Below are 20,938 nucleotides of genomic sequence, written 5' to 3' on the forward strand. Positions count from 1 at the left end.
GTTTATCTGCTGTAAATCGTTGTCACTGAGAGTCATATGCTATGTGAGAACCTGAATGATTATGCTTTATACTGTTACATAAATTGTTCTGATACACAATATTTTCTTTGGGGGTCTGAACGGTTACTTTATAACTTGTACCTGTTGAGGGGTATAATTTACGAATCTGGGTCAGTATATCAATAATACTGCCACTACCTGTACCACCAGCTAAACCACAGCAGATATGAAAAGTCACATCAGCATTACCTGAATGGCGGAGTTGATTAACCTGTAACTGCAAAGAGTTAATAAATTTTTTGATGTTGCAGGCAAGTAAAAAACGCCCCAAGCGACGCTTTTGACTACCAACAACAGCCCCATTTGCAAAGCTGCGCAGGATATGGTGCCATTGCTCCTTGTCTCCTATCCAATCTTTAATGCCGGGATATTCATTAATATTGTCAAGATAATTTTGAAGATCCGCGCCCTCTATGGATACCTGGCTATTTTTACCTAACTGCACCTGGTTTCCCAATATTTTCCAGCTTGGATCATTAGCTTTCATCATACTGCGATCAGAATCAATATAAAGGTAACCAATATCAAGTGCTTCAGGGTCTGCTTCACGAAATTCCTGAAAAATAATTTTACGTAAAGCTCGAATAATTTTACCGCCGGTTCCACCCAGTCCTATGATTAAGTGATTACTCATGTGGTTGATTCCTTGTTTTGATTTTTATAACCAATCGATTAATATATTCAAAAGCATAAAATGATTTGTTTTTCATGCTTTTATTGCGTTGCAATCAATATAAAAAAGAGGAGCACGTAGTGATAAACGTTATGTATCCCTTAGTTTTTGCACTCACTGCATCTAACCCTGTTTTCTATCATGTTCAGCTTAGTAATAGTCTAAGCTAAGGTATTTATTCAACTAAATTGTCGTGTTTTTCATACATACCAGAAAACCAACGCCAAATAATATTCCAAGCAACGCCAGTCCCTAATAATAAGGAGGTAACTAGAATAATAGTATATTGCAATATTAATGGATTTTGAGCAAGTGTATTAATGTCGCCAACAAACAGCATTACCAGTACAATAAAAAAGATTAAAGCCAGTAAAATCCCCCACTTCCCTAATGAACGCGCCGTTGCATACACAAAGGCAACCCAGGCAATGAGCAAACTAATACCAATAAATATCTTGAAGGTCGAAACATGGAAAGTTTCTGTGTATAACCAATGAAAATAGGAAAAGCCAAGTGGATTATAGGTAACAAAGACCAAAAAAAAGGCTAAAAATATCCTAAAAAGGTATTCCCTCCAAGGGAATGATGAGCGCGTCATGACTTTCAAGGGAAGCTCCTTGGACTTATATTTTTATATGGTAAATGACAAACTATAGTTAAAAGTATGCAGGCTTATAGTTTTTCAGATAATTAAATTTTCATGCTAAACCTGATAGGTCTTAGAGACCTATCAGGTTTTCGGGAGTTATTTATCTGAAAAACGTATCTTTTTTAAATCCCAGAGTAAACCACATAAGCCAGAATCGATTGATTAATAAGGCATTTAGTTTTTAAAAACCAAGCTTTACCCTGCTTTTTGGAAACGATACTGACAATGAGAATACGCAAGTTTAATGATTACTGCAATATGCCAGTTCAAATTTTAGCCTGCTGAGATAAATACCAGGCGGCTAGGGGAAGATCTTGCGGGTGGGTGATTTTAAGATTGTCGCTGTGTCCCTGAACCAGCACAGGTGTCGCCTGTACCAGCTCCATTGCTTGCGCTTCATCGGTAACCAGTTGCTGATTATCCAGCGCATGAGACAAGGCATGGCGCAAAGCGGCAAAACGAAACATCTGCGGGGTTAAGGCGTGCCACAGGTTTTCCCGGTTGACAGTTGCTGTTACCTGGTTTTCTGCATCGCCACGTTTCATGGTATCGCGTACCGGCATTGCCAGCAGGCCACCTACGGGATGATCAGCGAGGCGGTTGATTAAATGTTCAATATCAGCATGGCGGATACAAGGGCGGGCGGCATCATGTACCAGCACCCAGTCATCTGCTGCCGCTCGCTCTTGCAAGGCATCCAAGGCATTTAATACTGAAAAACAACGCTCCGCGCCGCCATCAACGGCATGTACTTTTTCTGGTAAAGACAGCTTTGACCACCAGGGATCGCCGGGGGCCACCGCCACCACAACCTGAGTTATTTTTTCCACAGCGCACAAACGCGCCAGGGTATGCGCGATAACTGGTTGTTCCAGCAGTGGCAGGTATTGTTTGGGGCGATCTGCCCCCATACGCTTGCCAATACCGGCAGCCGGAACAACTGCCCAATAACGGGGCTGTTTCATGCCTGACGCTGGCTCTGCAAAGCTGCAATGCGATCTTCCAGTGGTGGGTGCGAGCTGAACAAAGAAGCCAGACTGCCCTTGCCGGAAATACCAAAGGCTACCATTTCACTGGATAGGTGTGAAGGTTCGTGCATCTGCTGCAAACGTTGCAGCGCTGCTATCATCTTCTCACGCCCGGCCAGTCGTGCGCCACCGCTGTCGGCATGGAATTCGCGGTAACGGCTGAACCACATTACAATGGTACTTGCCAGCACGCCTAAAATGAGTTCTAAAACCATGACAATTGCAAAATAGGCTAAACCGCCACCGCCTTCGCCTTCTTCATCACCGGATATGGCAGAGTCAATAATGCCACCAATCACCCGCGCCAGGAGTATCACAAAAGTGTTCACCACACCTTGAATCAAAGCCAGGGTAATCATATCGCCATTGGCCACATGGCTGACTTCATGACCTAATACCGCTTCAGCTTCATCTTCTGTCATGTTGTCCAGCAAACCGCTACTGACTGCGACCAGCGCATTGTTACGGTTCATGCCGGTGGCAAAGGCATTGATGTCCGCTGATTCATAAATTGCCACTTCTGGCATTCCGATACCGGCTTGTTTGGCTTGGCGTTCTACGGTTTTCAATAACCAACGCTCGGCTTCATCCTGCGGTTCATCAATGACTTCAGCACCCGTGGAGCGTTTGGCAATCCATTTGGAGATAGCCAGGGAAATAAAAGAGCCGCCCATGCCGAAGATTAAAGCCAGTATCAACAATCCCCCCATGCTACGACTGGAGATGCCGAACACTGAGAATATAATATTTAATACGACACCTAAAACCAAAATGATGGCGAGGTTCGTTACAAGAAACAACAAGATACGTTTCATCAGTACAATGCCTTTATTTAAATTTTATAAATTAGAGTCATGCGATATGCTAACCAATGCCTATGGCTTCAAGAAATATTAACATTTATTTAAGGTGCATCCGCTGCTTTTTGTTCAGCTTCTTCCAGCGTGGATAAACCCATTTTTCCTTGAATTTCAGGAAAGCCCTGGGCGCTGACATATTTCATGATATTTTCTAATAAAGTCTGTAAGCGCACACTGTTTGCACGTGTTGCACCCGGTGCAAGCAAGGCAAACTGATCGGTTTTTAAGCGGTATGCCATGTCTGAAGAACGAAATTGTTTGCGCGCGGCAATGGCAAAAGCCCGTATCATTTCATCATAGCTTTCCTGTCCGCGCTCTTGCAGCAACTTTTCCGCACCTTCCAGATTAATAAAGGCAATGGTTAAATCAATCAGGCGGCCTTCTGCAAACACCTTGGTAAATTGTTCACTGTCACGTTGAAAAGCCAGTCGTGTACCCAGTCCGGTTACTGTGTCGATATAATCACCCAGTGACCGGGGCGTTTCTGATTGATGTTCTTGCTCGTGCTGTATTTGTTTATTTTCTTGCAACAAAATTTCATGGAATTCACGCTCACTGATAATTTGTCGGCCTAATTGTTCGCGTAACTGCCATAGTGCAAAACTTAACATGCCGCCGATAGCCAGCATTAATATGCTTTGTTGTAAGCCGACGTTCCAATAACCGCTGTTGCTTGCCATCATCATGTCATGCTCTGCGCCAACTGGCACCAGCGTAACCACATACGGTGCGGAGAGAAATAAAGCGACACCTAGATTCCAGAAAAATACACTGCAAAGTGTTGCCCAGGCCGTGATAACCGGCGAGTAACTGAGTACGCTCCAACCCAGCAAGGCAAAGTAATATAAAAATGCCTGACCATTGAGATGAACCAGCAAAGGTTCTGTTGCATAAGGGCGATATAATAAAATCACCGCGAGTAACAGTGCATCCAACGCGATCAAAGCATATAATGGATTCCAGCGAAATCGATTAGTAGCGTCTCGAAATAGAAAATAAGCCAGACCCAGACCCAGCATCAAGCTGAGTAAACTGGAATAATACAGAAAATCCTGGAGATTACGGGTGCCTGACAATACCCAGATACCAAGAAATAAAAGCATCGTTGTACGCGCCAGCAGGATGTGATGAAGATATTTTTGGTATAAATCACCAAAAATATCCAGTAAATAAATATTTTGTGAACCGCGTAAATCGAACATGGCAATATACATAACTCTAGGAACAAGAATGAAATAAACGCTGAAACCAGGTACAGGATTTTTATTCATTTTCAAGGCATGAAAATAGGCGCATAGCGAGCTATGTCACTATTTTCATAACGCAGAAAATGGAGGCAAAGCCCCGTCCAGTTTCGGAAATTATAAAATCCTTATTCCTTAATTATAAGGTTAAAGAATTATTGTTATTTTGTATCCAACTCTGCAATGATAAATCAATTACATTGCCTTTAACAAGGACGTCCCTTATGAACCGTTCAGAATTGAAAACCGGATTACAGAGAATTACCGAAGCCCGTCACCATGATCCTTTTTCCATATTAGGGCGTCACCGTGAAGGTAAAAACCGGGATGTGGTGCGTGTTTGGCTACCAAATGCGGAAACGGTGATGTTAGTTGAAAATAAACAAATCATGAAACGCTTGCCAGGCAGTGATTTTTTTGAGTGGAAAGGTCGCAGCAGTACCCTGCCAGCACGCTATCAGGTGCATTGGACTGATGTACAGGGGCAGCAACATACCCATTACGATCCCTATTGCTTCCCACCACAATTAACAGATTTTGACAGACATTTATTTGCGGAAGGCAAGCATTGGCACGCTTACCGTTTTTTGGGCGCGCATTCCTGTCAGGCCGATGGTATTGATGGCGTATTATTTTCCGTATGGGCACCGAATGCCGAACGGGTTAGCGTGGTAGGTGATTTCAATCAGTGGGATGGACGCTACTACCCCATGCGCATGCGTGATGGCGGGGTTTGGGAGTTATTTATTCCTGCGCTGACAATTGGTACATTATATAAATATGAAATCCGCAACCGCGACAGTGGCGAAATTTTGCTGAAGGCTGATCCTTATGCCCAGCACTGTGAAATGCGGCCTAATACCGCTTCTATTGTCACCGATGGAAGTGGTTATCAATGGCAGGATACAAAATGGTTACAAAAGCGTAAAGCTCGGGATTGGTTGCATGCGCCTATGTCCATTTATGAAGTACATTTAGGCTCTTGGCAACAGGGTGAGAATGGTACGTTTCTAAACTACCGGGAATTGGCCCACCGTTTGGTGGATTATGTCAAGGACATGGGATTCAGTCACATTGAATTACTGCCAATTACGGAACATCCGTTTGATGGTTCCTGGGGCTATCAGACTACAGGTTATTACGCACCGACGAGTCGTTACGGTACGCCGGAAGACTTCCGTTATTTTGTTGACTACTGTCACCAGCATGAGATTGGGGTATTTCTCGACTGGGTGCCTGCACATTTCCCTAAAGATGCGCATGGTTTGGCGCGTTTTGATGGTACGGCTTTATATGAGCACGCCGATCCACGCCAGGGTGAACACCTGGATTGGTCAACCTTGATTTATAACTACAGCCGCAATGAAGTTAAAAACTTTTTATTATCCAATGCTTTTTTCTGGCTGGAAGAATTTCATTTGGATGGTTTGCGGGTGGATGCCGTGGCTTCCATGCTCTATCTGGATTACTCGCGCGAAGATTGGATTCCCAACAAATTTGGTGGCAGGGAAAACCTGGAAGCCATTGAGTTTATGCGTGAACTCAACACGGTCTCTCATGGTGAGCACCCCGGCACCTTAATTATGGCAGAAGAATCCACTTCCTGGCCACAAGTGACCCGCCCGACCTATCTTGGTGGACTGGGTTTCAGCATGAAATGGAACATGGGGTGGATGAATGACACCCTCAGTTATATGAACAATAATCCGGTTTACCGTAAATACCATCATGAAATGCTGACATTTAGCATGTTATATGCTTTTACTGAAAACTTCCTGCTGCCTTTCTCCCATGATGAAGTGGTACATGGCAAAGGTTCCATGCTCAATAAAATGCCCGGTGATGAATGGCAGCGTTTTGCCAACCTGCGCTTGCTGTATACCTATATGTTCACCCACCCCGGTAAAAAATTACTTTTTATGGGGACAGAATTTGCCCAGGGTCAGGAATGGAATGCTGCGGCAGCATTGGACTGGTATGTACTGGATTATCCCTTGCACCAAGGCGTTAAATCTCTGGTGAAAGATCTTAATCATCTTTATCACAATACGCCTGCGTTGCATCAGTTTGAATTTGAATGGCAGGGTTTTGACTGGGTTAATTGTCACGATGCGGAACAATCAGTGCTCAGTTATCTGCGTAAAAATGATGAAGAATCTTTTCTGGTTATTCTTAATATGACCCCAGAACCCCGTGAAGCCTACCGCTTAGGCTTAGAAGAAGGCGCACGTTATCAGGAAATTTTTAATTCTGATTCTGAATATTACAGTGGCAGCAATATGGGTAATGGTCAGCATATTCTGGAAACAGAAGCGGTTGCCTGGGCTGATCACCCGCATTCTTTATGTTTAACTTTACCACCGCTGGCAGGTATTATTTTACGGCGGATTTAAGCTTTGAGGCAGACATGTTCAGTTGCCAGGAGGCTGAACATGTTTTGCTTTAGGAGTGAGGATGAAATAAATACAGAAACTGGGCACAGGATTTTTGTTCATTTTCAAGGCGTGAAAACAGGCGCATAGCAAGTTATGTAACTGTTTTCACAACGCAGAAAATGGAGAAAAAGACCAGCCAGGTTGCTGAAGTTATAAAATTCTCACTCCTTATTATAGTACGCATTAGGTTTTCCCCTGTCTTCACCAAGTCCAGGTGGAACAATCACTTTGTCTATACAAAACTATTTCTTACAATTTTAGTATTGTATCTTACAATTTTACTATAAAGATAAGTTATAGTAGACTCGATAAGGTTTTTCAGCCTGATTGTTTATTGAGCATGCATTTGCATATCAAGCACAACAGGTTTAGGAACGAGGATGAAATAAGAACCGAAACCGGGTGCAGGATTTTTATTCATTTTCAAGGCATGAAAACAGGCGCATAAGCAGCTTATGTCACGGTTTTCATAACGCAGAAAATGGAGAAAAAAGCCAGCTTGGTTTTGGGAATTATAAAATTCTCGCTCCTTAGGCGTGAGGATAAAATAAATACAGAAACTGGGCGCAGGATTTTTGTTCATTTTCAAGGCATGAAAACAGGTGCATAAGCAGCTTATGTCACGGTTTTCATAACGCAGAAAATGGAGAAAAAAGCCAGCTTGGTTTTGGGAATTATAAAATCCTTGTTCCTTAGTAAAAGCTGCTCAGTAAAACAATAAATATGATAACTCATAACGACAAGGAGAATAGGAGCGCATATGATAATACGTGACCTTATAAAAACGTGGCTAATCGTCGCAATCACCCTGACAGGAATGGGGGGGTATGCAGCATTAGTTCATGCCGAAACCGATGCAGAAGCATCGCAAGCTACCGCAAAAAAAGTTATACCTAACAAAAAATGTAATAAATGCCATGATGATGAAGATGAAAAAGTCTGGGAATATGATGATGGTACAGAGAAATTCATCTATGTAGACCCTGATAAATTTGAGCATAGCGTGCATGGTGAGCAATACTGCGTGGATTGCCATACCAATGTGAGCTTAAGCAGAGGCGAGCATGATGAAAAACTCCCCATTACCGTAGGCTGTATCCAGTGCCACAAAGAAACCTGGGAAGAACAAAAAGACAGTACCGATCCCAAGCATAAACGTCTGAAAGTGGTCATGGAGCAAATTGACAGCTATATGGACTCAGTTCATGCCCGTCCCAATATGGCTGATCAATCCAAAACCAATGCTACCTGTCATGATTGCCATGATGCACACAATATCGGTACCATTGGCAGCACCCAACGCGCTGAATTTCGCTCAAAAAATGCAGAAGTCTGCGGCGAATGCCATGAAAAACAAGAGCATGATTATATGACTTCAATTCATGGCAAAGAAGTCATGGAAAAAAATAATATTGAAGCCGCAGTCTGTTCTGATTGTCATACCAGCCACAATATTGATTCTCCCGATAAAGACTCAGTAAAATTAACTGTAACTAAAAATTGTGGCACTTGTCATGAAGAATCACAAAAAACCTATCTTGCATCCTATCACGGTCAAGTCAATCGCTTAGGTTATACCAATACGGCGAAATGTTTTGATTGTCACGGCAGCCATGATTTGAAAAAAGTTGATGATCCCGCCTCTAAAGTTCATCTAGATAACCGTCTGGAAACCTGTCAACAATGCCACGAAGATGCACCAGAAGGTTTCTTGAGCTTTCATGCGCATGGCAACGCCAATGACTTTGAACGTTATCCGTGGATCTGGATTACTACCAAGTTCATGAATGCACTGATTATTATTGTATTCCTGTTCTTCTGGACGCATGTTCTGTTGTGGTTCTATCGTGAATTCCAGGATCGCAGAGCAGGTAAAGGTTATATGCCGCCACCCCCAAGTAAGGAAGATATGGTTTACTTCCGCCGCTTTAGTGTAGCTTGGCGTATTATCCACTTATTATTTGCCGTCAGTACCATGACGCTGGTATTAACCGGATCAACCTTGTTGTTCTCACATACCGAGTGGGCAGTATTTGTCATGAAAATGCTGGGTGGCCCACAAATTGAGGCAATTGTTCACCGCACGGCGGCAACTATCTGGTTATCGGTATTCTTTGCCCATATCATGATTGCCAGTTATACGGTATTTATTGCCAAGCGCAAAACCTTCCGCTGGTTCGGTCCTACCTCCATGCTGCCAACCTGGCAGGATTGGGATGATATTAAAGCCATGTTCGCCTGGTTCTTTGGTAGAGCGGAGCGTCCTAATTTTGATCGCTGGTCTTACTGGCAGAAATTTGATTACTGGGCACCATTCTGGGGTGCTGGCGTGATTGGTTTGAGTGGCGTTATGCTGTTCTTCCCCACCAAGACCGCCATCATTTTGCCGGGCTTTGTGTTTAACATTGCAACGATTGTCCATGCAGAAGAAGCGCTATTGGCAACCGTGTTCCTGTTTACAGTGCATTTCTTTAATGCGCATTTCCGTCCGGACAAGTTCCCCATGAGCACGACGATTTTCACTGGTGCTATACCGCTTGACGAATTCAAACATGAGCATAAGCTTGAGTATGAGCGTCTGCAAGCCAGTGGTGAACTGGAGAAATACCTGATCAGTAAACCTTCTAAGGCAATGGCAACAGGATCAAATTTATTGGGCACAATTCTGATTTTTGCAGGATTAACCCTCTTAACCTTGGTCTTGATTGGTTATACTACGATGTCATAATATCCTGGCATGAGGCAAAGCCTGCTTTGCCTTTAAACCAATATTGCGTCGGAAATGCGCTTAGCGTATTTCCGGCGTAATAATTGCCATAATAATCCCCAAAAAAGGAAGTATTTAAAAGGAAGTATTTAATATGAACTATTTATTATTTCTAAAAATCAATAAAACCAAATCTATCTTAAATTTACTTTGTTTAAGTATGGTTTTTTTTGTCTCAAATGCTGCACAGGCAGAATCTAATGCTGCACAGGCAGAATCTAATACTGCACAGGCAGAATCTAATACTGCACAGGCAGAATCTGAAGCTGAGTCAGATAAAATAGATAACCTCGTTAATGAGGCACTTAATGGCACCCCTGATCTTGAAAAAGGAAAAGCCTTATACCGAAATTGTGCTGCTTGTCACACACCGGAAGGCTGGGGATCACCTTCAGGACGCTTTCCACAAATTGCAGGGCAACATCAAACTGTGTTACTAAAACAGTTAGCGGATATTCGCATGGGGAATCGTGATAACCCCACCATGATACCGTTTACCAACTCCCTCTTTGCCAGAGGCACCCAGGCATTAACCGATATAAGTGCTTATATCACGCAACTGCCAATGGTACCGCACAATAGTATTGGTAGAGGTATGCGGCTTGAAGAAGGCAAACAACTCTATGCTGATAATTGCAAAAAATGTCATGGTGATAACGGCGAAGGCGAGGCTGAAAAATTTTATCCACGCATTCACGGACAGCATTTCGACTATGTACTGCGGCAATTACAATGGATAAAAGAGGGTAGACGCCGTAATGCCGATAAGAAAATGACCAAGCAAATAAAAAAATTTAGCTATGATCAACTTTTCATTATTGCGGATTACGTTTCTCGTTTAAGACCTGACAAAAGTCTGGTTGCCGAAACACACGATTGGCGAAACCCTGATTTCAGACCGGGTTTTATGACTGCACCAAGAGCAGTAGATCGCTATAGATAATACAAATATAACTATTAATCATAGTTAAATGAGCATACAAAGGAATCAACATGTCAAACCTTACGCGGCTGCTAACAATACTTTTCTTCTACCTGACGCTATGTCCTGCTGTGTGGGCAGATAGTGTGCTGGATCAACGAATTCGTGATGTCGCATCAGGCGGAACAGTAGAGCAGTTACAAACCCTGATTGAGAAAGGTGCAAATATTGATGCACCTGGAAAATATGGAAAAAGGCCACTGATGTTTGCCGCAGAATCCGGCAATACAGATATTATCGTGGCGCTATTAACTTATGGCGCAGAAATTAACGCCAGAACCAAAACGGGAGAAACTGCGTTACTTCTCGCCGTGGAACATGGTCATGCGGAAGTCACCGCTTTACTCATTGAGTTTGGCGCTAATGTTCATGATCGCACCAGAAGCGGTGTTGATCCGCTGATGACTGCGGCAAAAGCAGGGAATGATATTATCGCCGCGCAGTTGCTGGAATCTGGCGCTGATGTCCGCTCATCCGACAGGAAAGGTAATTCAGCACTCATTTATGCCATCAATCTGGGGCATATCAATGTCATTAAAAACCTTTTCAGGTATAGCAACAAAGTTGCACCATGCGTCCCCAATAATGCCGGTATCACCCCGCTGATGGCAGCCGTGAACAAGGGCAACAAGGAAATTATAGACATCATCTTGCCAAGAGTGAAAAATATCAATTTCCAGGATAATTTCGGTGCCGCCGCGCTACATTACGCTGCGGAAAAAGGCAATCTTGCTGTCGTTAAGTATTTGCTTGAACACGCGGCTAATATTAATATGACCGATGAAGATAGTGCTTCACCGCTTATTTATGCAGCAAGAGCCGGTAATGTCGAAGTGGTATCCTACCTGTTAGCAAACAATGCGGATAAATCGATTAAAACTGCAATGGGCAAAACAGCGCTGCAACTTGCACAAGACAACAAAAAAACAGCCGTTGCCAAACTGCTAGGCCAAGAGGCCGCTCAAAAATAGCCACTGTTATAGCAGTTTTCCATCTATGGGGGCGTTATCTCTTGCGAGTTACCTAAGGAGCGAGAATTTTATAACTTCAGCAACTTGGCTGGTCTTTTTCTCCATTTTCTGCGTTGTGAAAACAGTTACATAGCTTGCTATGCGCCTGTTTTCACGCCTTGAAAATAAATAAAAATCCTGCGCCCAGTTTCTGCACTTATTTCATCCTCACTCCTAAGGGGAAAACTGCTATATTCAGGTTCGATTCATGTGTGAGTTATTTGCAATGTCTGGTCGCTATCCAGCGACGGTTTCTGACTCTCTGGCAGAGTTTGCCAAACATGGCGGCCTCACAGATATTCATAAAGACGGTTGGGGTATCGCTTTTTATGATGACTATGATGTGCAGTTAATCCGTGATACCACAGCAGCCGGACAGAGTATTTATACCCCTTTCATTCAACACAACCAATTACGCAGCCACCTGGTACTGGCCCATATCCGCCGTGCCAGCATCGGCCAACTGGCACTGCGCAATACCCAACCTTTTAGCCGTGAACTTGGTGGCAGACGGCATGTATTTATCCATAATGGTGACTTGCCCGACATCAACAAGCAGGCAGGCAATGCCGCAAACTGTTTTCACGCGATAGGCAATACGGATTCAGAACAAGCGTTTTGCCAGTTGTTAGGGGAATTACAAAACTGCTGGCAAAATCAAAAGCCACCTCTGCTGGCAACACGACTAGACATCGTACAGCACTTTGCTGCGCGTCTGCGTGACATGGGTTCAGCAAATTTTATTTACACCGATGGTGAGTATTTATTCGCCCACGGTCACCAACGTTCCTTAGTCCTGGACGGCCCACTCAATGCACCCGGTTTATATTGCCTGCAACGTCAATGCCTTAGTGAACAGGACACAAAACAGCAAGTGATTCTGTTTGCCAGCGTGCCCTTAAATAATGAACCCTGGCACGCATTGGCTCTGGGAGAAATCCTGGTCGCAAAACAAGGTGAATTAATCTGACCAAATCCAGCCTTTCCTCGCTACTGTCTTTGTTCTATGCTGTTCGGTACTTTTTACAACAAGGAATATCAACATGAAAAAAATTATCTCAGTTTTAGCGATTTTATCTCTCTTAGGGGGTTGCGCGATGACCGCAGAACAACGGGGTAGTGCTATTGGTGGCGGTAGTGGCGCAGTGATTGGCGGTGTCTTGGGCAGTGCCATTGGTGGCGCAACCGGTAGTGATAATCGTACCCGTGACGCAGCGGTTGGCGTGGTGGTGGGCAGTGTGTTAGGTGCCATTATCGGGAAGCGTCTGACCCAACAACAGGAAGAATTAAAACAGGTGCCTGGTGTGGATAATGTCAATTATGACGAGCAACAGCAAACGATTGAGGCCACGTTAAGAATTTTATTTGATTATGACAAGGCACAAGTAAAAGCAATTGAAGCTGTGAAATTAGATGAATTGGCTAATGTGTTCACTAAATATCCTGAAAATATTATTACTTTGGAAGGACATACTGACAGTGATGGCAGTGATGCTTATAATCAAAAGCTGTCAGAACAACGCGCTGCTGCAATTGAGCGGTATTTACGACACAAAAATCTTAATATTGCTCGTCTGACTTCAGTGGGTTATGGTGAAAGCCGCCCAATTGCTTCTAACGCAACGGCATCAGGCAAGGCACAAAATCGTCGCGTTGAAATTAAAATTTCAGTTGATCCCAAACGAGTGCCACAAACAGGCGTACCACAAGGCACACCATATAATTAACCGTATTTGCAGAAAGCATCTTTTGGCCCCTATAAGACTGAAAGATGCTTTGATCAAGCATCTACACATAAAATTCATTAAATTCATTTAAAAATCAAGCGCTTTATCGGCATTTTTAATACCGCATATTAGCGTAAGATATCCGCTTTATTCAGCAGCCTGAGTGTTGCGTAAAATTCATATCGAATTCAGCTTATAATAGATTTCATGGAGACAAGCAGCCCCCTTTCTTTTGATGCCAAACCCTTTCTGAGTACCGTCAGTCAAAAACCCGGCGTGTATCAGATGTGGGATGCCACCAACAAGATTCTTTATGTCGGTAAAGCCAAAAACCTGAAAAACCGCCTCTCCAGTTATTTTCGCAGTCCCGCCGGACAAACGCCAAAAACCCGCGCCTTGGTAGCACGCATTGCCCGCATTGATGTCACCATCACCCACACCGAAACCGAAGCGCTGCTGCTGGAAAACAACCTGATTAAGCGTCATCAGCCGCCGTATAATATTTTGCTGCGGGATGATAAAAGCTACCCATTTATTTATCTGTCTGCGGGTGATTTTCCCCGGCTGAGTTTTCATCGCGGCACAAAACGTGATAAAGGGCGTTATTTTGGGCCGTATCCCAGCATTCGCAGCGTACATGAAAGCCTGAAACTGCTGCAAAAACTGTTTCCCGTGCGCCAATGTCGTGACAGTTTTTTTCGCAACCGCTCCCGTCCCTGTCTGCAATACCAGATAAAACGCTGTACCGCGCCTTGCGTGGGTGAAATTGATAAAACCCAATACCAGATTGACGTGCAACATGCGGTGTTGTTTCTGGAAGGCAAAAGCCAGCATGTGATTGAACAACTGGTGGATAATATGCAGCAGGCTGCCAGGCAACAGGCTTATGAACGGGCTGCGGTATACCGGGATCAGATTGCGCGGCTGCGACAATTGCAGGAACATCAATATATGGAAACCGAAGCCAGCGTGAATATCGACGTGCTGGCGTGCGTGGCGCGTGATGGCGTGGGTTGTGTACAATTGCTGAGCATACGCGACGGGCGCAACCTCGGCAGCCGTTCCTGGTTTCCCAAGCACACCCGTGATGTTGCCAGCCCGGATATTTTAGCACCATTTTTAACCCAGTATTATCTGAGTGCAGGCCGGGATTTACCGGAAGAAATCATTATTGATCCAATAATTCCCAGTTTAGCCATATTACAACAGGCGATATTCTCACAGCATGAGAAAAAAATTAAAATTCATCATAAGGTGCGCGGGGCGCGCGCCAAGTGGCAGGCAATGGCGCTGCAAAATGCCTGGGCCAGTCTGGATCAGCACAAACCCACCCAACACCGCGAACGCTTGAGCGCGCTGGCAGTGCTGCTGCAAATGGAAGAGCTGCCCAGCCGCCTGGAATGTTTTGACATCAGCCACACGCAGGGCGAAGCCACGGTTGCTTCCTGCGTGGTATTTGGCATGGATGGCCCCATCTATAACGATTATCGGCGCTTTAATATTAAAGATGTCACTGCTGGCGATGATTACGCAGCAATGAAACAAGTATTGACCCGGCGTTATTCGCGGCTGAAGAAAACGGAAGCCCAATTGCCGGATATTGTGGTGGTTGATGGTGGCAAAGGCCAGTTAAAACAGGCGATAGCGGTGATGGAAGAATTACAGCTTCCAGAAATCCGTCTGCTGGGCGTGGCTAAGGGGCGCACCCGCAAACCCGGCCTGGAGCAGTTGCTGTTACCGGATGAACGCGACAGCCTGATTTTAAGCAAGGACAATCCCGCTTTGCATTTAATCCAGCATATCCGTGACGAATCCCATCGCTTCGCCATCAGTGGGCATCGCCAGCGCCGCGCCAAACAACGCAAAATCTCGGTACTGGAACAGATTGAAGGCATTGGCGCAAAACGCAGGCAAAACCTGATTAATTATTTTGGTGGTTTACAAGGTGTGCAACGTGCGGGCGTGGAGGATTTGGCTCAGATTACCGGTATCAATCAAGCCCTGGCACAGAAAATTTATGATGCCTTCCATTAATTCTACTTTATTATATTTTTGGTGTGAGCAAAGTATGAAATTATCAGGCAGTCTGTATCATCATTCATTGCGGTTTAAGATGTGGCTTAGCTTACTCACGCTTTGCTGCGCAATACCCCTGGTTGCAGCACAGCCCTTATTACAGAGCCACAGCGCAGGCATAGTATTTCAGGTGGAAGTGGTCGCGCAAGGTTTAGGGGTTCCCTGGGGCATGGCTTTTGTTAATGCCAAGGAAATACTGATCACGCAGCGTAATGGCAAATTACAAATATTAAACCCACAAACCGGTGCGCTCAAACCCGTTACAGGCGGCCCCAAGGTATTGCACACTGGACAGGGCGGTTTGCTGGATGTGGCGGTTGCACCTGATTACAAACCTGGTGGCTGGATTTATTTTACCTACAGCAAACCGCAAAAGGGCGGTGGTGCTACCACGCTGGCACGGGCACGGCACACAGGGCAGCAATTGCTGGATTGGCAGGATTTGTTAATTACCCGCTCAGTCACAGACACCAGGCAGCATTTTGGCAGCCGCATCGCTTTTGATTCGGCAGGGCATGTATTTTTCAGCGTGGGGGATAGAGGCGTGCGCCCCAATGGTCAGGATTTATCCACCCATGCCGGTTCAATTTTACGGCTTTTGTTAGATGGCAGCGTGCCTGCGGATAACCCTTTTGTAAAACAAGACCATGCCTTGCCTGAAATCTGGAGTTATGGTCATCGCAACCCGCAGGGGCTTGTTTTTGACAAAAATAAGCAACGCCTCTGGGCCATTGAACATGGCCCACGCGGCGGCGATGAAATCAATTTGATACGTCCCGGACGCAATTATGGCTGGGCGGTGATTTCGCACGGCAAGGAATACTGGGGGCCATTTCAGGTGGGCGAAGGCACGCATAAAAAAGGCATGGAACAGGCAGTTAAGGTGTATATTCCTTCCATTGCCCCCGGCAGCTTAATGCTGTATTCCGGCAAGGCTTTTCCTGCCTGGCAAGGTAACTTGTTCGCAGGGGCTTTGAGCCTTAGGCACTTAAACCGGATTACGCTGGATGAAACCGGTAAGGCGGTGGTAGAAGAACGCCTACTTGAAAGTTTAAAAAAGCGTATCCGCGCAGTGATTGAAAGCCCTGAGGGATGGTTGTATTTATCCACTGATAATGGTTCTATATTAAGGCTTAAACCAAAAGTGCATTAAAATGATTTTTTTAAAAAATACAGGAGAAATTGATTATGCCAATTAAATTAATTGACGCACTGACACACGCTGAACTTCAGAGCGTTCTTAAGGCTGTTGTGCAGGAAAAAAATGGTGGATTTGGCTTAAATATGTGGGCAACAGTCGTTGACAGGGATGGCGTTGTAAAGGCTGTTGCGTTCTCAGGTGAGGATAGAGGCGATCAATGGCCGGGGAGCCGTGTTATTTCAGCACAAAAAGCAAATACAGCAAATGCTTTCAGCCTTCCAGGTTTATCATTATCAACAGCAAACCTTTTTTCAGCAGTACAGCCCGGTGGCAGTTTGTATGGCTTACAGCACAGTAACCCGGTTGATACCAGTGTTGCTTATGGTGGCTCATGCAATGACATCGGTACTGAAAATGACCCGATGGCTGGCAAGAAAATCGGGGGGGTTAATGTTTTTGGTGGTGGCTTAGCCTTATATAATGAAGATGGCAAAATTCTTGGGGCAATTGGGCTGAGTGGTGATAGCTCTTGTGCAGATCATAATATTGCATGGAAAGTGCGTCATGCGCTGAATATGGATTACATACCAGCAGGAGTCAGTCCCAATAAGGATGACAATATCGTCAATGATATTGTTGATGGCACAAGTCCAAGTGGTTGGGGGCATCCTGTATGTTCACCTGAGGCAACGGCTATTGCAAAAGACTTTAGCAAAACCCATCCCGTTCGCTCGAATGGCTAAATGATAAGTCCTGCTCCCAATTACCCGATTGGGAGTGAAGGAGGAAGCATTTCTTCCTGTTTTTGCAACAGCCTGATGCAAAAGATGTATGAGTGTTGATAAGAAACAAGTTCGTGCCACTGAAGGATTATATGATAATGCCTTATACGGTTTATTACTGAGTAAAAGGAAAATATTATGCACAGGTTAAGTTTAATGATTGATGAGTCATTATATAAAAAAGCACAGGATTTCAGTGCTATAGAAAAAAAATCAATCGCTCAAATAGTCAGAGAGAGCCTGACGGATTATCTTGATAAGAATGATAAACAGGTCAATTTGTTGCTGGAAGCCGAAGATGAACAAGAAGTATTGGAGATTTTGGCAGAAAATAACTTTTCATCAGAGGATGAGTTTAAAAAGAAGTTTGGTTTATGAGGTTTTATTATTCCAGGACGTTTGAGAAAAAATTTTCAAAATATGATCAGAAATTACAGAAAAAAATATTTGATGCAATTCAGGCGTTACCAGAAGGCGATGTGAAACAAATGGTGGGAAATAATATTCCTGTTATTTACAGACTAAGAGTATCCAAGTACAGAATCTTGTTTCAAATGAAGAGCGGAGAGGTTAAGATACTAAAAGTAGATACCAGAGGTGATATTTATAAATAACCAATATATGACTTTGTTGAAAACACACAAACATGTATTTATGTATTTATGTATTTTGGATAAAAAATGGCAAAGAAAACCATCCCTACAGATATCAAAAATGAAGTACAACGTATTGTTGATACGTTTAACCAAAATATAATTAAAAACCCGGAAAACTTCTATAATGTTCGTTACCGTGGTGGCTACTTGTATCTTGGTCGGAGCTATTCAGGTGCTTCAGATCCGGTATGTCGATTGAAATATCAAGGTGAAATAGATAACTGGGATTTTGCAATTTACAAATATAGTACAGAAAAATATGATCCTGATGACTGGTTATTTCCAGGAACGGAATATCTAAACGGGACGGTTGAAGGCGCTATGAAAGCTGGGCTTAAGGCTTATCCCCCTATAGGAATGGAGCATCTAAACGGGACAGTTGAAGGTGCTATGAAAGCTGGGTTAAAGGCTTATCCTCCTATAGCAGAAAAAGAGAAAACAGGTCTAATCAAAAGTTTTATCCGCTTGTTTAGGAGGAGATACTAATTCCTTAGCTGGTAGAGCATGGTAACGAGGCACTTATCTGTCTGGCTTAGAAGGCTTATCCCATCCCCATAAAAAAAGCATAAAATCATCAAAGATTTTACGCTTTTTTTAACTTATTTTAACTTAGAAAATTTCCAGCAGAAATTTTCTATTTAACTTCAAACTCACCTAATTTTTTGCCAGCCTTTTCATTTTTAAGGGTGACGTACTCAGGCATACCGTCTTTATAAGGCGGATAGTCTTCACCTTGAATTAGCGGTACCAGATATTCACGGCAGGCTTCGGTAATATCCAGACCGTCTTCGGAAATAAATTCCATCGGCATCATTTTTTCAACGTTTGCCACATCAGACAACTGCGCGCTGCCGATGCTCCATTTGTAAGGCGTGGAGGATTCTCGCACAATCGCTGGCATGACGGAGTTTTTACCTTCCAGTGCCAGTTCAACACCGGCTTTACCCATTGCGTAAGCTTGCTCAACGTCAGTTTTAGAGGCCAGATGACGTGCTGCACGTTGCAGATAATCAGCAACTGCCCAATGGTATTTATAACCCAGAGCATCTTTAATCATGTTGGCAACCACAGGGGCAGCGCCACCCAATTGCGCATGACCAAAGTCATCACGGGTGCCTTGCTCGGCTAAGAAACGACCATCAGGCCATTTGGTGCCTTCAGAAACCACGATGGTGCAATAACCATGTTCTTCCACATTGGCTTGAACTTTAGCCAGGAATTTTTCCTGATCAAATTCAACTTCCGGGAACAGAATTACAGTAGGAATTTCCGTGCCATTAGATGAGGCTAAACCACCTGCGGCGGCAATCCAGCCCGCATGACGACCCATCACTTCCAAAACAAAAATTTTGGTTGAAGTTTTTGCCATAGAACGCACGTCAAAGCTTGCTTCCATGGTGGAAACTGCAATATATTTGGCAACGGAACCAAAGCCTGGGCAGTTATCGGTAATTGGCAGATCGTTATCTACAGTTTTAGGTATATGGATCGCTTGAATCGGGAAACCCATTTTTTCAGATAACTGGGACACTTTCAGGCAGGTGTCTGCGGAATCGCCGCCGCCATTATAGAAAAAGTAACCAATATCGTGGGCTTTAAATACTTCGATCAAACGCTCATATTCGCGTTTGTTATCTTCCAGGCTTTTCATTTTGTAACGGCAGGAACCAAAGCCGCCAGAAGGGGTGTGGCGCAGTGCGGCAATCGCTTGCGCGGATTCTTTGCTGGTGTCGATCAAATCTTCTGTTAAGGCACCGATAATGCCATTTTGACCGGCGTAAACCGTTCCAATTTTATCACCATGCTGACGCGCTGTTTCGATCACGCCACAAGCGGATGCGTTAATAACAGCGGTAACACCACCTGATTGTGCATAAAAGGCATTTTTAGGCATAGCTTTATTCTCCTTGTTTAGGTCTGAGTATTTTCCTGGTCCTGCTTTTCCTGGTTTTGTTTTTCCTGGGTTGCATAATCTGCCTGGGTTTGCAGCAGCGTAATGACGCAATCACCAATATTATCAAATTCGAATTTATTCGTCCCATACTGTTGGTAAAGACGATAATAAAACTGGCAGCGATAACGCTCCGCGCCGGTTTTAAAAATAACAAAATTTACGTTTTCGACATTCCAATAAATCACCGGGCATGGTGTCAGCGTTCTGTCGCTGGGTAACAAACGAATTTCGCTGTCACCGATTTCAAAGGGAATATCGCGGTTATAACGCTCTTTCAGGGTACTTTGGATAACCCAGAGTTCTGAGTTACCGAAATCTGCTATTGAATCGGACATATTAAAGTCTGTATTGGTAAGTCAAGCGAAGTGCCTGGTTTTTAAAAAACAATCGGGGGGATTGTTATTGGCGCTATTGGCGCTTTTGACTATGAGCTGAATAAATGCGGGACATTGATTCAGTATATGATTTGAGAAATGGCTCCCCGAGACGGATTCGAACCGCCGACCCAGTGATTAACAGTCACTTGCTCTACCTGCTGAGCTATCGGGGAAAATGCTAAATAAACAGAGAACAATAAATCCTTATTTATTGCCTCCGCTAAATAAAATCAGCCCGCGAATACTAGACAAAAACAGACACTTTGTCAAGCGGGAAATTAAAAATATTTAGTTTGGTGTTACGCAAAGGCTTCTTTTTCACAGGTTTTGAAGTTTTGAAATATAAAAAAACCGCCTTTGCTTCACGCTGGTTTTTCTGTTTATTACCTAACTGGTGTTACACAAAGGCTTCTTTTTCACAGGTTTTGAAGTATTTGAAATGTAAAAAAACCGCCTTTGCTTCACGCTGATTTTTCTGTTTATTACCTAACGGGTGTTACGCAAAGGCTTCTTTTTC

The 20,938-nt window shown here is 44.0% G+C and carries 19 protein-coding genes and 1 tRNA gene; 12 read left to right on the forward strand and 8 right to left on the reverse strand.

What is annotated here, in order from left to right; genetic code table 11:
• Positions 1–22: 22 nt before the first annotated feature.
• From QUF61_RS12605 to QUF61_RS12625, 5 genes are all read right to left on the reverse strand, one after another.
• Positions 23–694: a tubulin-like doman-containing protein gene (locus tag QUF61_RS12605; RefSeq protein WP_289681998.1), complete on the reverse strand. Its 672-nt coding sequence runs from the start codon at positions 692–694 to the stop codon at positions 23–25.
• Between the two features lie 214 nt (positions 695–908).
• Positions 909–1,331 carry a DUF6524 family protein gene (locus tag QUF61_RS12610; protein ID WP_289682022.1) on the reverse strand — a complete coding sequence of 141 codons (423 nt, stop codon included), beginning with the start codon at positions 1,329–1,331 and terminating at the stop codon, positions 909–911.
• A 317-nt stretch (positions 1,332–1,648) separates the two neighbouring features.
• Entirely contained in the window at positions 1,649–2,347 is a 699-nt protein-coding gene (gene ispD / locus QUF61_RS12615) for a 2-C-methyl-D-erythritol 4-phosphate cytidylyltransferase (protein WP_289682000.1), read from the reverse strand.
• A complete protein-coding gene (gene htpX, locus QUF61_RS12620) occupies positions 2,344–3,225 on the reverse strand; it encodes a protease HtpX (RefSeq protein WP_177428442.1) in 882 nt (293 codons plus the stop codon). The genes ispD and htpX overlap by 4 nt, the downstream gene beginning before the upstream one ends.
• Before the next feature lie 89 nt (positions 3,226–3,314).
• Positions 3,315–4,472, reverse strand: a complete 1,158-nt coding sequence (locus QUF61_RS12625; RefSeq protein ID WP_289682001.1) for a GGDEF domain-containing protein — start codon at positions 4,470–4,472, stop codon at positions 3,315–3,317.
• A gap of 266 nt (positions 4,473–4,738) precedes the next feature.
• Between QUF61_RS12625 and glgB the strand changes: the two genes are divergently transcribed.
• The 12 genes from glgB to QUF61_RS12685 all read left to right on the forward strand — a co-directional run bounded on the left by glgB (position 4,739) and on the right by QUF61_RS12685 (position 18,576).
• Entirely contained in the window at positions 4,739–6,907 is a 2,169-nt protein-coding gene (glgB, locus tag QUF61_RS12630) for a 1,4-alpha-glucan branching protein GlgB (protein WP_289682003.1), read from the forward strand.
• Between the two features lie 802 nt (positions 6,908–7,709).
• Positions 7,710–9,677, forward strand: a complete 1,968-nt coding sequence (locus QUF61_RS12635; RefSeq protein WP_103920158.1) for a cytochrome C — start codon at positions 7,710–7,712, stop codon at positions 9,675–9,677.
• 133 nt (positions 9,678–9,810) lie between these two features.
• Positions 9,811–10,659, forward strand: coding sequence for a c-type cytochrome (locus tag QUF61_RS12640; RefSeq protein ID WP_289682004.1), 849 nt, complete (start codon positions 9,811–9,813; stop codon positions 10,657–10,659).
• A 50-nt stretch (positions 10,660–10,709) separates the two neighbouring features.
• Positions 10,710–11,669, forward strand: a complete 960-nt coding sequence (locus QUF61_RS12645; RefSeq protein ID WP_289682006.1) for an ankyrin repeat domain-containing protein — start codon at positions 10,710–10,712, stop codon at positions 11,667–11,669.
• Between the two features lie 247 nt (positions 11,670–11,916).
• Positions 11,917–12,678 (forward strand): class II glutamine amidotransferase, encoded by a 762-nt coding sequence (locus QUF61_RS12650; protein ID WP_103920160.1) that lies wholly within the window; start codon positions 11,917–11,919, stop codon positions 12,676–12,678.
• Positions 12,679–12,751: 73 nt separating this feature from the next.
• Positions 12,752–13,435, forward strand: coding sequence for a YiaD family glycine zipper/OmpA-like lipoprotein (locus QUF61_RS12655; RefSeq protein ID WP_103920161.1), 684 nt, complete (start codon positions 12,752–12,754; stop codon positions 13,433–13,435).
• A 207-nt stretch (positions 13,436–13,642) separates the two neighbouring features.
• Positions 13,643–15,469 carry an excinuclease ABC subunit UvrC gene (gene uvrC / locus QUF61_RS12660; RefSeq protein WP_289682007.1) on the forward strand — a complete coding sequence of 609 codons (1,827 nt, stop codon included), beginning with the start codon at positions 13,643–13,645 and terminating at the stop codon, positions 15,467–15,469.
• 34 nt (positions 15,470–15,503) lie between these two features.
• Positions 15,504–16,664, forward strand: a complete 1,161-nt coding sequence (locus QUF61_RS12665; protein ID WP_289682008.1) for a PQQ-dependent sugar dehydrogenase — start codon at positions 15,504–15,506, stop codon at positions 16,662–16,664.
• A gap of 35 nt (positions 16,665–16,699) precedes the next feature.
• A complete protein-coding gene (locus QUF61_RS12670) occupies positions 16,700–17,395 on the forward strand; it encodes a GlcG/HbpS family heme-binding protein (RefSeq protein ID WP_289682023.1) in 696 nt (231 codons plus the stop codon).
• Between the two features lie 195 nt (positions 17,396–17,590).
• On the forward strand, positions 17,591–17,812 hold the full coding sequence (locus tag QUF61_RS12675; protein WP_146066728.1) for a hypothetical protein: 222 nt from the start codon (positions 17,591–17,593) through the stop codon (positions 17,810–17,812).
• Positions 17,809–18,048: a type II toxin-antitoxin system RelE family toxin gene (locus QUF61_RS12680; RefSeq protein WP_289682009.1), complete on the forward strand. Its 240-nt coding sequence runs from the start codon at positions 17,809–17,811 to the stop codon at positions 18,046–18,048. The genes QUF61_RS12675 and QUF61_RS12680 overlap by 4 nt, the downstream gene beginning before the upstream one ends.
• Before the next feature lie 66 nt (positions 18,049–18,114).
• Entirely contained in the window at positions 18,115–18,576 is a 462-nt protein-coding gene (locus tag QUF61_RS12685) for a hypothetical protein (RefSeq protein ID WP_289682010.1), read from the forward strand.
• A 148-nt stretch (positions 18,577–18,724) separates the two neighbouring features.
• Here QUF61_RS12685 and QUF61_RS12690 read toward each other — a convergent pair whose 3' ends face one another.
• The 3 genes from QUF61_RS12690 to QUF61_RS12700 all read right to left on the reverse strand — a co-directional run bounded on the left by QUF61_RS12690 (position 18,725) and on the right by QUF61_RS12700 (position 20,594).
• The gene (locus tag QUF61_RS12690) at positions 18,725–19,984 is read right to left on the reverse strand and encodes a 6-phosphofructokinase (protein ID WP_103921154.1); all 1,260 of its coding nucleotides are present in this window, start codon (positions 19,982–19,984) and stop codon (positions 18,725–18,727) included.
• 17 nt (positions 19,985–20,001) lie between these two features.
• Positions 20,002–20,379, reverse strand: a complete 378-nt coding sequence (locus QUF61_RS12695) for a hypothetical protein (RefSeq protein WP_103921153.1) — start codon at positions 20,377–20,379, stop codon at positions 20,002–20,004.
• 139 nt (positions 20,380–20,518) lie between these two features.
• A tRNA-Asn gene (locus QUF61_RS12700) sits at positions 20,519–20,594 on the reverse strand.
• Positions 20,595–20,938 lie beyond the last annotated feature (344 nt).

Origin of the sequence: Candidatus Venteria ishoeyi, assembly GCF_030378065.1 — a bacterium.
In the GTDB taxonomy this organism is placed as follows: domain Bacteria; phylum Pseudomonadota; class Gammaproteobacteria; order Beggiatoales; family Beggiatoaceae; genus Venteria; species Venteria ishoeyi.

What these genes read in the sequence shown, in the direction of transcription:
- glgB (WP_289682003.1), top strand. Translation starts at nt 4,739, where the DNA reads ATGAACCGTTCAGAATTGAAAACCGGATTACAGAGAATTACCGAAGCC.
- QUF61_RS12670 (WP_289682023.1), top strand. Translation starts at nt 16,700, where the DNA reads ATGCCAATTAAATTAATTGACGCACTGACACACGCTGAACTTCAGAGC.
- QUF61_RS12690 (WP_103921154.1), bottom strand. Translation starts at nt 19,984, where the DNA reads ATGCCTAAAAATGCCTTTTATGCACAATCAGGTGGTGTTACCGCTGTT.
- QUF61_RS12610 (WP_289682022.1), bottom strand. Translation starts at nt 1,331, where the DNA reads ATGACGCGCTCATCATTCCCTTGGAGGGAATACCTTTTTAGGATATTT.
- ispD (WP_289682000.1), bottom strand. Translation starts at nt 2,347, where the DNA reads ATGAAACAGCCCCGTTATTGGGCAGTTGTTCCGGCTGCCGGTATTGGC.
- QUF61_RS12635 (WP_103920158.1), top strand. Translation starts at nt 7,710, where the DNA reads ATGATAATACGTGACCTTATAAAAACGTGGCTAATCGTCGCAATCACC.
- QUF61_RS12685 (WP_289682010.1), top strand. Translation starts at nt 18,115, where the DNA reads ATGGCAAAGAAAACCATCCCTACAGATATCAAAAATGAAGTACAACGT.
- QUF61_RS12605 (WP_289681998.1), bottom strand. Translation starts at nt 694, where the DNA reads ATGAGTAATCACTTAATCATAGGACTGGGTGGAACCGGCGGTAAAATT.
- QUF61_RS12675 (WP_146066728.1), top strand. Translation starts at nt 17,591, where the DNA reads ATGATTGATGAGTCATTATATAAAAAAGCACAGGATTTCAGTGCTATA.
- QUF61_RS12650 (WP_103920160.1), top strand. Translation starts at nt 11,917, where the DNA reads ATGTGTGAGTTATTTGCAATGTCTGGTCGCTATCCAGCGACGGTTTCT.
- QUF61_RS12645 (WP_289682006.1), top strand. Translation starts at nt 10,710, where the DNA reads ATGTCAAACCTTACGCGGCTGCTAACAATACTTTTCTTCTACCTGACG.
- QUF61_RS12680 (WP_289682009.1), top strand. Translation starts at nt 17,809, where the DNA reads ATGAGGTTTTATTATTCCAGGACGTTTGAGAAAAAATTTTCAAAATAT.
- QUF61_RS12640 (WP_289682004.1), top strand. Translation starts at nt 9,811, where the DNA reads ATGAACTATTTATTATTTCTAAAAATCAATAAAACCAAATCTATCTTA.
- uvrC (WP_289682007.1), top strand. Translation starts at nt 13,643, where the DNA reads ATGGAGACAAGCAGCCCCCTTTCTTTTGATGCCAAACCCTTTCTGAGT.
- QUF61_RS12665 (WP_289682008.1), top strand. Translation starts at nt 15,504, where the DNA reads ATGAAATTATCAGGCAGTCTGTATCATCATTCATTGCGGTTTAAGATG.
- QUF61_RS12625 (WP_289682001.1), bottom strand. Translation starts at nt 4,472, where the DNA reads ATGTTCGATTTACGCGGTTCACAAAATATTTATTTACTGGATATTTTT.
- QUF61_RS12655 (WP_103920161.1), top strand. Translation starts at nt 12,752, where the DNA reads ATGAAAAAAATTATCTCAGTTTTAGCGATTTTATCTCTCTTAGGGGGT.
- htpX (WP_177428442.1), bottom strand. Translation starts at nt 3,225, where the DNA reads ATGAAACGTATCTTGTTGTTTCTTGTAACGAACCTCGCCATCATTTTG.
- QUF61_RS12695 (WP_103921153.1), bottom strand. Translation starts at nt 20,379, where the DNA reads ATGTCCGATTCAATAGCAGATTTCGGTAACTCAGAACTCTGGGTTATC.